This is a genomic window from Chryseobacterium sp. AC417 (assembly GCF_979258215.1).
Map to the genome: position 1 here is coordinate 2,162,274 of NZ_OZ409845.1, position 14,716 is coordinate 2,176,989.

At 33.6% G+C, this 14,716-nt stretch carries 11 protein-coding genes and 1 pseudogene; 7 read left to right on the forward strand and 5 right to left on the reverse strand.

Annotated elements, in window-relative coordinates; translation table 11 throughout:
* The first annotated feature begins 113 nt into the window (after positions 1 to 113).
* The 4 genes from dnaA to ACZZ9T_RS10390 all read left to right on the forward strand — a co-directional run bounded on the left by dnaA (position 114) and on the right by ACZZ9T_RS10390 (position 3,390).
* Positions 114 to 1,568, forward strand: coding sequence for a chromosomal replication initiator protein DnaA (gene dnaA, locus ACZZ9T_RS10375; RefSeq protein WP_463431863.1), 1,455 nt, complete (start codon positions 114 to 116; stop codon positions 1,566 to 1,568).
* A gap of 101 nt (positions 1,569 to 1,669) precedes the next feature.
* The gene (locus ACZZ9T_RS10380) at positions 1,670 to 2,140 is read left to right on the forward strand and encodes a low molecular weight protein-tyrosine-phosphatase (RefSeq protein ID WP_463442024.1); all 471 of its coding nucleotides are present in this window, start codon (positions 1,670 to 1,672) and stop codon (positions 2,138 to 2,140) included.
* A gap of 24 nt (positions 2,141 to 2,164) precedes the next feature.
* Complete coding sequence (locus ACZZ9T_RS10385) at positions 2,165 to 2,863, forward strand: SAM-dependent methyltransferase (RefSeq protein WP_463442025.1); 699 nt, start codon at positions 2,165 to 2,167, stop codon at positions 2,861 to 2,863.
* Between the two features lie 149 nt (positions 2,864 to 3,012).
* Positions 3,013 to 3,390, forward strand: coding sequence for a hypothetical protein (locus ACZZ9T_RS10390; protein ID WP_463431869.1), 378 nt, complete (start codon positions 3,013 to 3,015; stop codon positions 3,388 to 3,390).
* Positions 3,391 to 3,441: 51 nt separating this feature from the next.
* On the opposite strand, the gene ACZZ9T_RS10395 is transcribed toward ACZZ9T_RS10390, so the two are convergent.
* A complete protein-coding gene (locus tag ACZZ9T_RS10395) occupies positions 3,442 to 3,801 on the reverse strand; it encodes a hypothetical protein (protein WP_463442026.1) in 360 nt (119 codons plus the stop codon).
* A 175-nt stretch (positions 3,802 to 3,976) separates the two neighbouring features.
* On the opposite strand from ACZZ9T_RS10395, the gene ACZZ9T_RS10400 reads away from it, so the two are divergent.
* A complete protein-coding gene (locus ACZZ9T_RS10400) occupies positions 3,977 to 5,044 on the forward strand; it encodes a DUF2891 domain-containing protein (RefSeq protein WP_463442027.1) in 1,068 nt (355 codons plus the stop codon).
* A 56-nt stretch (positions 5,045 to 5,100) separates the two neighbouring features.
* Here the strand turns inward: ACZZ9T_RS10400 and ACZZ9T_RS10405 are convergent, their stop codons facing one another.
* Both ACZZ9T_RS10405 and ACZZ9T_RS10410 read right to left on the reverse strand, forming a co-directional pair.
* Positions 5,101 to 6,555, reverse strand: coding sequence for a sigma 54-interacting transcriptional regulator (locus ACZZ9T_RS10405; RefSeq protein ID WP_463442028.1), 1,455 nt, complete (start codon positions 6,553 to 6,555; stop codon positions 5,101 to 5,103).
* 9 nt (positions 6,556 to 6,564) lie between these two features.
* A complete protein-coding gene (locus ACZZ9T_RS10410) occupies positions 6,565 to 7,707 on the reverse strand; it encodes a vWA domain-containing protein (RefSeq protein WP_463442029.1) in 1,143 nt (380 codons plus the stop codon).
* 611 nt (positions 7,708 to 8,318) lie between these two features.
* Here ACZZ9T_RS10410 and ACZZ9T_RS10415 point away from each other — a divergent pair.
* A complete protein-coding gene (locus ACZZ9T_RS10415; protein WP_463442030.1) occupies positions 8,319 to 9,032 on the forward strand; it encodes a class I SAM-dependent methyltransferase in 714 nt (237 codons plus the stop codon).
* Between the two features lie 95 nt (positions 9,033 to 9,127).
* On the opposite strand, the gene ACZZ9T_RS10420 is transcribed toward ACZZ9T_RS10415, so the two are convergent.
* Together ACZZ9T_RS10420 and metG are read right to left on the reverse strand one after the other, a co-directional pair.
* Positions 9,128 to 9,571 carry a lipocalin-like domain-containing protein gene (locus tag ACZZ9T_RS10420; RefSeq protein ID WP_463442031.1) on the reverse strand — a complete coding sequence of 148 codons (444 nt, stop codon included), beginning with the start codon at positions 9,569 to 9,571 and terminating at the stop codon, positions 9,128 to 9,130.
* A 36-nt stretch (positions 9,572 to 9,607) separates the two neighbouring features.
* Positions 9,608 to 11,642, reverse strand: a pseudogene (gene metG / locus ACZZ9T_RS10425) (methionine--tRNA ligase).
* 334 nt (positions 11,643 to 11,976) lie between these two features.
* Between metG and ACZZ9T_RS10430 the strand changes: the two are divergent.
* Complete coding sequence (locus ACZZ9T_RS10430; protein WP_463442032.1) at positions 11,977 to 14,712, forward strand: SusC/RagA family TonB-linked outer membrane protein; 2,736 nt, start codon at positions 11,977 to 11,979, stop codon at positions 14,710 to 14,712.
* The last annotated feature ends 4 nt before the right edge of the window (positions 14,713 to 14,716 follow it).

A 14,716-nucleotide genomic window follows, 5' to 3' on the forward strand; every position in this document is an offset into this window, starting at 1 on the left:
TACAAATATATTTTTTAATAATCAATACCTGCAATATTTTTTTTTAAAATTAAAAAATGACACCTTTGTCTTCCGAATAAAAACTACTAATCTCAGAATTAATCAGCATAAAAATGGACGAAAATTTAATGATGATCTGGCAGAAATGCCTTCAGTTTATGCGAGATAACCTTAATGCTGCTGAAGACAATTCTGACCTTAAAAAACTCGAAAAATCTTTCGACTTACTGTTTGATAAAGTACAGCCAATTTCATTGGTTGATAATAATCTTACGCTGATGGTACCGAGTGATTTTTACAAAGAATATATTGAAGATAACTATCTTTCACTACTTTCTGCTGCCCTGAAGAAAAACATCGGTAAAGGTGTTAAACTTTGGTATTCTGTAATGGAAAATAAACCAAGCGGTTTAGAAAAACCTGTTACCATGAATATGAAAGGCAAAACTGTTCCTACCCCAAAAATGCAGGAAACAATGCCACAAGGTTTCTCTTCAAACATCGTTAATCCGTTTGTAGTTCCCGGAATTAAAAAAGTAAATATTGACTCTAACCTGAAAGCTGATTTTTCATTTGATAATTATGTAGAAGGAGAAAGTAATAAATTTGCGTCTACGGTTGCGAGATCAATTGCAAAAAGACCGGGATCTACAGCATTCAACCCATTGTTTTTGTATGGAGGTTATGGTGTCGGAAAAACCCATTTAGGACAAGCTGTTGGTCTGGAAGTGAAAAGCCAGTTTCCTGACAAAGTAGTTCTTTATCTTTCCTCAGAAAAATTTATCCAGCAGTTTATTTCTGCTGCAAAAGCTCATAAACAGACAGAATTTGCCAACTTTTACCAAATGGTAGATGTTTTGATAATTGATGATATTCAGTTTTTATCCGGTAAATCGGCGACTCAGGATAGCTTCTTCCATATTTTTGATTATTTGCATCAAAACGGAAAGCAGATTATCCTGACTTCAGATAAAGCACCTGTTGATATTATGGATATTCAGGACAGAATCGTTTCCCGTTTCAAATGGGGACTTTCTGCAGAGATCAAATCTCCGGATCTGGATACCCGTAAAAGAATCATCGTTGATAAATTAAGCAGAGACGGTATTGTTTTAACAGACGATATGTTAGATTTTTTAGCGGCAGAAGCTAAAACCAACGTTAGAGAACTGATCGGAGTTATCAATTCAGTAATTGCTTATTCTACGATTTATAAGTCTGATCTGAGTCTTGAATTATTAAAAGAAACCATTAATAAAATTGCTGCCAATCAGAAAAAAGTCATCAACATTCCTTACATTCAGGAAGTGGTTTGTGAATATTTCGGCATCAAAAGAGAGCAGCTTTTATCTAAAACGAGAAAACGAGAAATCGCCTTACCAAGACAATTAGCGATGTATTTTGCTAAAGAGTTTACCAACGCAACGTTTACCAAAATTGGTGAAGAAATGGGTGGTAAAGATCACTCAACGGTAATGTATGCTTGCGATACAATAAAAGACGTTTCTAAAATAGATAAAGAAGTTAAGAAATACGTAAAAGAACTGACAGAGAAGATCAAGCATTGATCTTAGTCAAAATATAACTGAAAAATGGAGAATAGTTTTGTTCTCCATTTTTTATTTAATTTTGTCAGTCTAAATTATTTTTACTACTAAATTTTTATTCAATGAAGATACTGATGGTTTGTTTGGGTAATATTTGCAGAAGTCCGCTTGCTGAAGGAATAATGAAATCAAAACTTCCCGAAAATTTCTTTGTTGATTCTGCCGGAACTATTGATATGCATCAAGGTGGAACTCCCGATAAAAGATCCATTAAGATAGCAGAAAAATACGGCATCGATATTTCTGACCAGTGTTCAAGACCAATTACCGTTCAGGATCTGGATGATTTTGATAAAATATTCTGTATGGATAAGAGTAATCTTAAGGACGTCATCTCACTTGCCCAAAATGATGGGCAGAAAAGAAAAATTTCTCTTTTGATGGAAGCTGCAGATTTGAAATGTCTTCCGCAAGAAGTTCCGGATCCATATTGGAGTGAATTAGACGGATTTGAAAAAGTCTATCATCAGCTTGATGAAGCGTGTGAAGAAATCGCTAAAAAACTTTTGATCTTAAAAATTCAAAACTCATAATTTTTTAACTCTTAAATTACTAAAATGCTTTTCCTTCTTCCGGCTTACCTTTCAGAAAATACTCCCATTACTCACTTTTCTCCTGTGATTACAGAATACATAATGCAAACTGATTTTTTCTTTGTTGAAAATGAAAAGACCGCGAGAAAGGTTATTAAATTTTTTGCACCCGAAAAAAAGCAGTCAGATCTGAAGCTATTCCTTTTAGATAAATACACAGAAAATTCAGATATAAAAGAGGCGCAAGACAGAATGCTGAATGGTCAGGATTTTGGATTATTATCAGAAGCCGGACTTCCGTGCATCGCTGATCCCGGTAATCTTATTGTAAAATGGTGTCATGAAAAAAAGATAAGGGTTATTCCCATTTCAGGACCTTCTTCAATTATTTTAGCACTGATTTCAAGCGGATTCAACGGTCAGGAATTTACATTCAACGGCTACCTTCCTATCGAAAAAGGAGAAAAGAAAAAAAGAATTCAACATCTGGAAAGTGAACTTCAAAAAACTGGTTTTACCCAAATTTTTATGGAAACTCCGTATAGAAACAATGCGCTTTTCGAGGATTTGTGTAAATTTCTTTCGCCAAGTACAAAACTTTGCATTGCTGCCAACATTAACGATTCTGAACATGAATTTATAAAAACGTTAAGCATCAAAGATTGGCAGAAACAGAAACCTGAGCTTCATAAAGTTCCGGCTGTTTTTGTGATAGGTAAATAACCGAAATCTAAAAACTGAAAAAAGTAATAAAATTTGCTTAACGGATTCTTGAACAGACAGAATTAATTGTTATTTAATAATTTAACACCCATTAACACATCGTTTGCATCATTATTGAGAGTATACGGAGTAACATTAAATAATAAATTATGTCTGATAAAAAATTAGCAGGTCTTTGGATCGATTCTCACAAGGCAGTGGTAGTAAAAAATCATGATGCTCAAAATGCATTTAAATTTTTTCTTTGCAGTCCGGTAAAAGCGACGATCCAACATGGCAACTCAAGTGAAAATGCAGGAAACAATGCTGAGCAAACTAATAAAATTAAGTTTTTTAAGGAAGTTGAACATCTTCTTACAAATTCTCAGGAAGTTTTGATTACAGGTCCGGGAAATATTCAGGAAGAATTAAAACATTATCTTCATGATACTGCTCAATTTAAAGATCTAAAGATTACTTTAGAAACATCACAGCAAATGTCTGACGAGCAGGTTTTAGAAACTGTAAAGTCGCATTTTAACGCTTAGAATTTTTAATTCAATAAAAAGGATCCGAGTATCAATTGATACCCGGATTTTTTATTTACAATATTTTTTAACAAGATTCATCACAAAATGACGTTCAGGAATTTTCTGAAAAGGATAATTCTTTTTATAGATTTCTGGTTTAGAATCTTCCCAGTTAATTCTTACAATTTCATCAGACATCATACGATTGTTGCATTTAACTTCAATATAATATTCCGTTGATATTTTTTTTGACGATTTTTTTTGTTCTATATGCTCAATTTTTAGCCAGGTAAAAAAACCATTAGCTTTTTTTTTATCAAAATTATAGTACCATTTTTCACCTGTTTTATCAGATGCTAAATATTTATAATTTGTTTGTGCATTCGTAATTGCAAAAGAAAGTAAAAATATTAAACCTAAAAATTTCATTTGTGTAGTAATTTTTGCTGCTAATGTACAAATTATTCCGAATAAATGATACTGTAAAAGATATTTGTTATTCAAATTTTAATTCAGCTTAAAAAATGTTGAAAGTTTCCAGGTTTCTGAGCTTTCTTTGTAAGATGAGTATTGCCATTACCCTAATAATTGATATTTTTATACAATGAAAACAAGTCTATTGGTATTTATCTTTTCTACATCTTTAATTTTCGCCCAGGAAACTCCGAAACTGACGGATGAGATGGCGATCAAACTATCAGAAAAACCATTGCATTGCATTAATCAGGAATATCCTAATAAAACTGCACATATTATTAATACTGCGAATGAAGTTACATTAAGCCCGAAAGATCTGCATCCCAGCTTTTACGGTTGTTTTGATTGGCATAGCTCAGTACATGGACATTGGATGTTGGTTCGTCTGCTAAAAACAAAACCCGATTTGTCGGTTGCAAAAGACATCGAAAATATTTTAGACAATTCATTCAAAAAAGAAAATCTTGAAGTGGAGGCAGATTACTTTACGAAATATCAATTAACAACCACTTTTGAGCGAACTTACGGTTGGGCCTGGTTACTGAAATTAGATGAAGAACTGATGACCTGGAATCATCCTAAAGCAAAACTATGGCATCAGAATTTAAAACCTTTGACCGACAAAATTCTTGCTTCATGGAAAACCTATTTGCCTAAACAAACCTATCCGAACCGAACCGGTGTACATCCAAATACAGCATTTGCCATGGTTTTTGCGTTGGATTGGGCAAGGGCGAAAGGTGATCAGGATTTTGAAAAACAACTTATTGAAAAGTCAAAATATTTTTATTTAAACAATACGAAAACACCTGCCTATCTTGAGCCGGACGGTTCAGATTTCTTCTCTCCAAGTCTTGAAATTGCAGATTTAATGCGAAGAGTGCTCCCTCAGAAAGAATTTGTAAAATGGTTGGACAATTTCTACGAAAAACGAAGCTTAGAAAATATCGAAAAAATCCCGGTGGTGAGTGATTTAAGCGATTACCAAACCGTTCATTTAGTAGGTTTATCTTTTTCAAAAGCCTGGTGTATGAAAGGAATTGCAAAATCATTACCTGAGAATCATCCTTTAAAAAAATCATTTCAAAAGACTGCAGATAAATTTTTATTGAATGGTTTGCCGTTGTTGTTTCAAGGGAATTATGGTGGAGATCATTGGCTGGCAAGTTTTGCCGTGTATGCATTAGAAGAATAGCTTAAAAAAGCCTAACAGATTTAAAACTGTTAGGCTATATCATATGTAATCAAATTCTAATTTTTCAAAAACTGTCCGATTCCCGCAGAATCGAAAGTATACGCATTAGAATTTTCAGATTTATCTAATTTTTTGCTAATCGTTAATGCCCAAAGAACCAATTCTTTGCAGAAGTTTTGGTCTTCCATACTTAATTCTGAAGCGTTTTCTTCCACAAGATCTACCAAAGGGGTAATGCTGTTGAGTTTGCTGTAAAATTCTTCATCAGAATCTGTGTAATTAAGCTCAAGATGATTTTTATTAAACCACTTAATCAGATCAGTATAAGGTGTTTTAATACCTTCTTTTTCTAATTTTGAAATTCTTGGAAATATACTTTCAAACTGCACCATCACCGCTTTGTCAATTAATATTCTGGCAACATAATCTGCACCTTCCTGTTCACCTTCATACACTAACTCGATTTTTCCTGTAATTGATGGAATGATCGACATAAAATCAAGCAAACGAACGGTTGTTTTAGAGGTATCAGATTCTATTAAACGCAATTTTGCTGCTGCGACTAAATTCTCCATCGCACTGATTGTCAATCTTGCACTTACGCCACTTTTCGCATCTACATATTCACTTTCTCGAGCTGCAAAAGCCACTTCTTCCAAAAGGTCTTTTGCTAAATTCGGAATCTGAATTTGAGATTGATCTTCATTTGAAATTGCCGCTTCCTGCTCTGTAATTTGTCTTGCAAGCGCAATAGTTTTCGGATAATGTGTGAAAATCTGCGACCCGATTCTGTCTTTCAATGGTGTTACGATGCTTCCACGATTGGTGTAATCTTCCGGATTTGCTGTAAACACAAACTGAATATCCAAAGGCATTCTCAATTGAAATCCACGGATTTGAATATCGCCTTCCTGCAAAATATTAAATAAAGAAACCTGAATTCTCGCCTGCAAATCGGGAAGTTCATTCAGTACAAATATCGAACGGTTGGCTCTCGGAATCATGCCGTAATGTAAAACTCTTTCGTCAGAGTAGGGAAGTTTTAAAGTGGCAGCTTTAATCGGGTCAATGTCACCAATTAAATCCGCAACATTCACATCTGGAGTCGCCAGTTTTTCAAAAAAACGGTTGGAACGGTGAACCCAGGAAATAGGAGTTTCGTCGCCCAGTTCTGCAATTAAATCTCTTGCAAATTTTGAAATCGGCTGAAACGGACTGTCATTAATTTCAGAACCTTTTACAATCGGCATATATTCATCCAAAAGATTCACCATGCTTCTTGCAATTCTTGTTTTTGCCTGTCCGCGTAAACCCAATAAATTGATGTGATGACCTGCCAAAATCGCTTTTTTCAATTGTGGAACCACAGAATCTTCATAACCCCAAAGTCCTTCAAATACAGGCTCTTTGGCTTTAATCTTTGCAATCAAATTTGCCTGAATTTCCTGACTGATTGTTTTATCGGTATATCCTGATTGTTTTAATTCTTTAAATGTAGTATCGTTTTTCATTTTAATCTTTTAAATTCTCTTAATTCTATTTTTTTCGTAATCCTCAAAAATCATTTGTCCTAAACCTGAAAGTCCTGTAAGAAAAGCTTTTCCTTTATTTTGAGCAGTAAAAGCATTTACAAATTGTCGGAGATAAGGATCCTGCGCAATCATAAAAGTGGTGATCGGGATTTTCAGCTTTCTTGCCTGAGCGGCTCTGTTGAGACACTGTCCAACAATCATTTCATCCAGACCATTGCTGTTCATATAAAATTCTCCATTGGGTAACTGAATACAACTCGGTTTTCCGTCGGTAATCATAAAAATCTGCTTATTGGTATTTCTTTTTCTGCGGAGAATATCCATCGCCAATTCCAGTCCTGCAACCGTATTGGTGTGATACGGACCGACCTGTAAATAGGGAAGGTCTTTAATTTTAATCGGCCAGGCTTCGTTCCCGAAAACAATAATGTCAATGGAATCTTTGGGGTATTTTCGCTTGATGAGTTCCACCAAAGCCATAGCAACTTTTTTGGCAGGTGTGATTCTGTCTTCACCATACAAAATCATCGAGTGACTGATGTCGATCATCAGAACCGTGCTCATTTGTGCTTTGTGCTTGGTTTCTTCTACGATGAGGTCGTCTTCCGTCATTCGGAGGTCTGCAATTCCGTTGTTTATTTGTGCGTTTTTCAGGCTTTCAGTCATATTTACGGTCGAAAGATCGTCACCATATTGAAAGTTTCGATTTTCGCCATCACGTTCATCACCAACTCCGGTTTTGTTGGTTCTGTGATTTCCAATGCCGCTTTTTTTCAGCTTTCCGAAAATTTGGTCTAATGCAAATTCGCGTAAAGCAGCTTCCAGTTTAGCAGTCAGAATGTTTTTACCTTTTCCTGTTCCGGTATTTCCATCTTCAGAATCGTCTTCTTTTTTGATGTAGCCTCGTTTTCGGAGGTCTTCTTCAAAATCTTCAAGTGAATATTCGTCGGTGAAAATATCGTATTCTTTATCAAGCATATCGAGCCACTCAAAAGCTTCCTCAATATCGCCGGAAGTGTGGGTCAGCAAATCTTTGAACACATCAAAAACCCGGTCAAAATGGGAAATTTCTTCCGGAATATGTTTGCTGAATGTAAAACCCTGTTGAAAATTAAATTGTTTATCTGTCATGAGATGAATCTCGTTTTTTGAATAGACAAGTTAGGGAAATTTTGCAGGAGTGGAGTATATTTAGAAATAGAAAATTTGGATGATGGTGATAGGAGTTAATTGAAATTTGTTAAGATTCAGTCAAGCTTTATAATTTTGTTGTTACGTTTATAGTATACCATATCATTATTTTTATTTTTAAACAATGAATCATTTTTCTTAAATATATAAAAATATCTACTACTAAAATTATGCGTCTTATGACCATCTGAAAAATAAATCGAAGTACGATTAGAATTGTCAATGCTTAGACTATCAATAATTCCTGAAAATTCTACTTTGTACCACTTTTCAGAAATGATTTTTCCTCTTTGTTCTACATATTTAGGAATGAAAAAAAAACATAGGATTACAAAAAATAGCACAGAAAGATTTATTATCCAATTTGTTTTATTACTGATTTTAATACCGAATAATATTTCTATCGTATCTTTTATAGTGATCAATATAACATCTTTACTGCAAAGATAACAACATTTAAATTGTCTAAGAATTATAAAATTGACGTTTTTATTATGATTAGTTTTTAATTTTTATTTTTGAAATTCTATCTTTGTCCTATAAAATTCAGCATGAAAGACTTAATGGGACGCGCAATATGGGATTATTTTAAAAATGAAAATCCTGAAGATCTGCAGACTGAAACTTCAATTTCCGAACTCGATGAGCTTCCGGTAGAATATCTTTTCAGAGACTTTGAAGAGATGAACAATATTGAACAAAAAGCTTTGAAATTATCTCAGGGAAAAGTTCTCGATATCGGAGCCGGAGCTGGTTCGCATTCTCTTTATCTTCAGAATGAAAGAAATCTGGATGTTACAGCTTTAGATATTTCTCCAAAATCAATTGAAGTTTGTCAGTTGAGAGGAATTAAGAAAACGGTTGCTCAGAATATGCTTGAATTTTCGGGAGAAACTTTCGACACCATTCTTCTGTTGATGAACGGAACAGGGATTTTCCAAAGCCTGAATGTGATTGATATCTATCTTCAAAAGCTCCATTCGTTATTAAACAAAAACGGACAAATCCTGATTGACAGCACCGATATTTTGTATATGTTTGATCAGGACGAGGATGGCGGAGTATTGATTCCGGCAGGTGGATATTATGGTGAACTGGATTATATCGTTCACTACAAAGGTGAATCTGAAGATCCGATCAAATGGCTGTATCTTGATTTTAACACCTTAAAAAAAGCCGCTGAAAACAACGGCTTTAGTATTGAATTGATCTTACAGTATGAAGATTCTTTTTTGGCAAAACTGACTAAGAAAACTAAACCTTGATTAAGCACAGTCAATAATTTAAAAACATGATTTAAAACGAATCTAAATTTAAAATTAATTTAAGGTTTTAATTTCATTGTTTTTAGTCTGCGCAACTATTTTACAAGTGTATAAATTGCTTTATCCATCACACCATCATTATTATAATCGTCATTGTAATCGATATCTATGAGTTCGAATGTATCTTTTGTTAAATTTACAACTGGAATTGACTCACCATCATAAGTTAAAATTTTTGAAGCTGAATCATAAGAATAAGGAAGAGTTTCAGTTCCTATATTCAGACAGGCGCCAGAATTAAGCTCATATAGAGTAACAGAGGCAGTTCCATTTGATTTAAAATCGTAAATAGATTTTTTTTCACAGTCATCGACATTAGTGTTAAAAAGAACAGTATTATTACTTCCTGATACAATTCTCATCTTAATTGGTTTCCAAACCCCTACAATTGTGGCTTCGTTATTTGAATCAGAATCAGAGTCATTTGAACAAGAATAAGCACTAAATACAGCAATTGCAACTAATAATAATTTTTTCATTTAATAATTTATTTTAATGGTGCAAATATATAAAAATTATCCTATTTCAATACCGTTTTCTACCGTTTCATCCGGCGTTACAAAAGATAATTTTCCGTCAGCTTTTGTTGTTAAAAGCAACATTCCCTGAGATTCTATTCCTCTGATTTTTCTGGGAGCAAGATTTAATAAAATCATCACCTGCTTTCCGATTACTTCTTCTGCGGTAAAGCTTTCTGCAATTCCAGAAACTACGGTTCTTACATCAACACCTGTATCTACAGTCAGTTTTAATAATTTATCAGCTTTTTCTACTTTTTCAGCTTCAAGAATGGTTGCTGTTCTCAGATCGATTTTTGTAAAATCATCAAATTGTATCTCGTCTTTCATTGGTTTGGCGTTAGGATTTGTTTTTTTATTGCTTTGCTTTGTATTTTCTAATTTCTGGATTTGAAAATCAATCACATCGTCTTCAATTTTTGAGAACAGAAGAGATGATTCGTTTATTTGATGTCCTGTTTCAATGAGAACATTTTTAGTTTCAACATCGCTCCAGCTTGTTTTTTGAACATTAAACATATTCAGTAATTTTTCTGAACTGAAGGGCATAAAAGGCTCACACAACTGTGCTAAACCAACTGCAATCTGAGCTCCGACAAATAACGATTGTGCCGCTTTTTCAGGATTGTCTTTGATCGTTTTCCAAGGTTCTTCTGCCTGAAGATACTGGTTTCCGAAACGTGCTAAATTCATCAATGCTGTCAAAGAATTTCTGAATTCGTAATTTTCTAAGAAAGCTGAAATTTCTTTTGCTGATTTATTGATTTCCTGTAATTCCGGAGCATTTACATCACCTTGAGGAACAACTCCATCATAGTATTTATGGATTAAAACAGCAACTCTGTTGATGAAGTTTCCAAAAATTCCAACCAATTCTGAATTGTTTTTGGTTCTGGAAATCCTTCCAGGTAAAATTGTTGTCTTTCGTTTCAGGAGCGGAAGAAAGAAGTGCATAACGCAAAACATCCTGCTGACCCGGAAATTCTTCTACATATTCGTGTGCCCAGACTGCCCAGTTTCTTGAAGTTGAAATTTTATCGTTTTCTAGATTTAAAAATTCAAAAGCAGGAACATTTTTAGGCATAATGTAATCTCCGTGAGCCTTCATCATCGCAGGGAAAATAATACAGTGGAATACAATATTATCTTTTCCGATAAAATGAACCAGATCACTTTCTTCGCTTTGCCAGTAATCTTTCCAGTTTTTTCCGTTTTTCTCTGCCCATTCTTGAGTGAAAGAAATATATCCGATAGGCGCATCAAACCAAACGTAAAGCACTTTACCTTCAGCATCCGGCAGCGGAACAGGAACTCCCCAATTCAGATCTCTGGTCATTGCTCGAGGTTTTAAACCGTCTGTTAACCAAGATTTTACCTGACCGTAAACATTGGGTTTCCAGTCGTCTTTATGTCCTTCAATAATCCATTCATTTAAGAAATCTTCGTAATCATTTAAAGGTAAATACCAGTTTTTGGTGTCTTTTAAAATAGGAACATTCCCGCTCAGCATCGATTTTGGATTGATCAGTTCAGACGGCGAAAGGGTAGAACCACATCTCTCGCACTGATCTCCGTAAGCGTTTTCGTTTCCACAATTGGGGCAAGTTCCTACGATGTAGCGGTCGGCTAGGAATTCGTTTGCCTGTTCGTCAAAATATTGTTCAGAGACCTCTTCCGTGAATTTGCCTTTTTCATAAAGCACTTTGAAGAAATCCTGACTGGTATCGTGGTGTTTTTTTGAAGTTGTTCTCGAATATTCATCAAATGAAATCCCTAAATCTGAAAAAGATTTTTTAATGATTTCGTGGTATTTATCGACAATATCCTGTGGGGTTACTCCTTCTTTTTTAGCTCGTATAGTGATAGGAATTCCGTGCTCATCTGATCCGCAGATAAAAGCAACATCTTTTCCTGATCTTCTTTGAAATCTTGCATAAACATCTGCAGGAATATACACTCCCGCCAAATGCCCAATATGAACTGGTCCGTTTGCGTATGGCAAAGCTGCCGTAATCATCTTTCTGTTTGACATTTATAGTATAGTTTTAGGTCTGCAAAGATAAAGATATTTTGTTTATACGTCTTTTATAATAACATTCTGATTGCGATTAGCACATTTTAATTACATTTAACAGATAATTAGTTAAACGTTCGTTTAAATATTAATGGATGCAAAACCAATACTATGCTATGAATAATTTTATATAATTAACTGAATATTAATTTTTTAGTTAAAATAGTCGCTTTAATTTATAAAAAATTAACTTAATTTAATGTAAAATTAATATAATTATAATTTTTATTTATATTGCAACACTGCATTTGCAGTTTTAATAAGGATAAAAAACTATATAAAAACAATATTTGTGAAAAATTTTACAACAGTATTAAAAATTGCACCGGCATTTTTATTGGCTAGTTCAATGATGTATGCACAAACTGCAGACTCTGCAACTAAGGAAAAAACTATTGAGGAAGTGGTTTTGATTGGTTATGGAAAACAGAAGAAAACTGATTTGACGGGTTCTATTACCTCTCTCTCGACAGCTGATTTCAATAAGGGTGCTGTAGCAACTGCAGAAGGGCTTATTAATGGCCGCGCTGCTGGTGTGGTCATCACCCAATCTGGAACACCTGGTAGTGAACCGATTATTAGAGTAAGAGGTGGTTCTTCTTTAAATGCAAGTAACGAACCTTTGTTGGTTGTAGATGGCTTGCCTTTAGATGGAGTATCTTTATCTACTATTAACCCAAATGATATAGAATCTTTTTCTATATTAAAAGATGCGGCTTCTACTGCAATCTATGGATCTAGAGGATCTAATGGAGTTATATTAATTACAACAAAAAAAGGAGGTAAAAGATTAAGAGTTTCATTAAATGCTTTTACAACCGTTAATACTTTAGCTAAAAAAATTAAAGTGTATAATGGTGATGAGTTTAGAGCGTTAATTAATCAATATGTTCCAGATAAAGTAGCTCAGTTAGGCACTGCTAATACTGATTGGCAAGACGAGATTTTTAAAACATCCGTAACGAATGACATTAATGCCTCGGTTTCCGGAAGTTTGTTTGGTAAAATACCAACCCGTTTCTCTGTAGATCATTTAGAAAATAGCGGTTTATTAATTACATCTGGTTTCCAAAGAACGACAGGAAATATTGCAATCAGCCCTAGTTTTTTTGATGATCATCTAAAATTTAATATTACTGGTACTTATTCTTATACTTTTAAAAATAATGCCGATGAAGGAGCTATTGGTAATGCACTTTCTATGAACCCTACTCAATCTGTTTATGATGACAATTCTATCTACGGAGATGGTTATTATGAAAATAGCGGAGGTAATTTCAATCCTACAACAGGAACTTACAATCCCAATGGAGTTTCAAATCCTGTAGCACAATTAAGAAATAAGAGTGATATACAAAATTTCAAAAGATTTTTTGGAAATGTAAACATGGAATATAAATTCCATTTTTTACCAGAATTAAGATTGATTGCTAATGCAGGTTTGGATAGTAAAGAATTAGACGGGCACGTAACAACAAATAAGAATTCCAGAAACGGATATTATTCTGTTGCCAATACTTTTGCTTATTATGGGTCAGAATCTTTCTCCGGTGAAAGTCTATTGAACAAAAATGCCAACATTCAATTGAATTACGCTAAAACTTTCGGTCAATTCAATTTTGATGTGATGGGAGGTTATGAATATCAGAATTACCATAAAACAAGTTTTTCAAGTGGTAATACATTTTTATACACTTTAGATCCTGTTAATAATTTTTATAATCCAGATTCTAAACCAGATCTTAATTTACAAGCTTTTTTTGGTAGATTAAATTTAGGTTTCGCAAATAAATATTTACTTACTGTAAATTATAGAAGAGATGGTTCTTCCCGTTTTAGCAAAGCAAATAGGTGGGGAGATTTTGGAGGTGTAGCTGCTGCCTGGAGAATTTCAGAAGAAAGTTTTTTAAAAGGAAATTCTACATTATCTGATCTTAAATTAAGAGCGAGTATCGGTAAAATAGGAAATCAAGATATTGGAGATTTCAGATATGACTACTTTAAGACATATAATGTTTCTTCAACATTATTTTATCAATTTGGAAATACATTTTATCAGATTGCAAAAGCCAACGGATATAATGAAAACTTGAAATGGGAAGAAAGTATAAAATATAACCTAGGGTTAGATTTTGGATTTGCTAAGAATAGAGTGACAGGAACATTAGATTTTTATTTAGCAGATACAGAAGATTTATTATCTATTGTTCCGGAAGGTCCTTTAGAAAATTTAAGAATTATTGGTCCTAAAAATATTGGTAGATTACAATCAAAAGGGATAGAATTGGGATTGGATATAAAAGCTGTGAAAAAAGAAAATTTCACCCTAAATTTCAATTATAACGCAACCTATAATAATATTAATATTAAAGAATTAGAGTTAGATAATATTGATAAAGGAGGTGTTGGCTTAGGTGCTTTTATACAAACATTTAAAACGGGCTATTCTCCTTATGTATTTAATGTTTTCCAACAGGTATATGACAGCAATGGTAAGCCAATTGAAGGTGCTTATGTCGATAGAAATAATGATGGTGTAATAACTTCTGCAGATAAGTACATCTATAAAAAACCACAAGCAGATGTGACAATGGGCTTTATGACCAATGCAACTTTTGGAAAACATATTGACTTCTCTATGGCTTGGAGAGCAAGTGTAGGAAATTATGTATATGATCAAATCTCTGCAGACAGAGCTCAATTGGGAAATATTTACAATACTGTAGATGGAACTATTAATAATGCTCCTGTAGATTTTAGCAATACAAATTTTAGATTTACCAATAAAGAATCTGATTATTATGTAAAAAACGGAAGTTTCGTAAAATTAGACAATGTAACCTTAGGATATACCTTTGATAATTTATTAAAAAATAATGGCTCCATAAGATTTTATACAGGTGTTAATAATGTACTTATTATCACTAAGTATAAAAACTTAGATCCAGAGGTATTTAATGAAGGAAGAGATGGTTCTATATATCCAAGAGCAAGAATGTTTACTTTAGGGATTAACGCAAACTTTTAAACTT

Excerpts from the sequence above, each read along its gene's own strand:
- dnaA (WP_463431863.1), top strand. The coding sequence starts at position 114 with ATGGACGAAAATTTAATGATGATCTGGCAGAAATGCCTTCAGTTTATG.
- ACZZ9T_RS10380 (WP_463442024.1), top strand. The coding sequence starts at position 1,670 with ATGAAGATACTGATGGTTTGTTTGGGTAATATTTGCAGAAGTCCGCTT.
- ACZZ9T_RS10385 (WP_463442025.1), top strand. The coding sequence starts at position 2,165 with ATGCTTTTCCTTCTTCCGGCTTACCTTTCAGAAAATACTCCCATTACT.
- ACZZ9T_RS10390 (WP_463431869.1), top strand. The coding sequence starts at position 3,013 with ATGTCTGATAAAAAATTAGCAGGTCTTTGGATCGATTCTCACAAGGCA.
- ACZZ9T_RS10395 (WP_463442026.1), bottom strand. The coding sequence starts at position 3,801 with ATGAAATTTTTAGGTTTAATATTTTTACTTTCTTTTGCAATTACGAAT.
- ACZZ9T_RS10400 (WP_463442027.1), top strand. The coding sequence starts at position 3,977 with ATGAAAACAAGTCTATTGGTATTTATCTTTTCTACATCTTTAATTTTC.
- ACZZ9T_RS10405 (WP_463442028.1), bottom strand. The coding sequence starts at position 6,555 with ATGAAAAACGATACTACATTTAAAGAATTAAAACAATCAGGATATACC.
- ACZZ9T_RS10410 (WP_463442029.1), bottom strand. The coding sequence starts at position 7,707 with ATGACAGATAAACAATTTAATTTTCAACAGGGTTTTACATTCAGCAAA.
- ACZZ9T_RS10415 (WP_463442030.1), top strand. The coding sequence starts at position 8,319 with ATGAAAGACTTAATGGGACGCGCAATATGGGATTATTTTAAAAATGAA.
- ACZZ9T_RS10420 (WP_463442031.1), bottom strand. The coding sequence starts at position 9,571 with ATGAAAAAATTATTATTAGTTGCAATTGCTGTATTTAGTGCTTATTCT.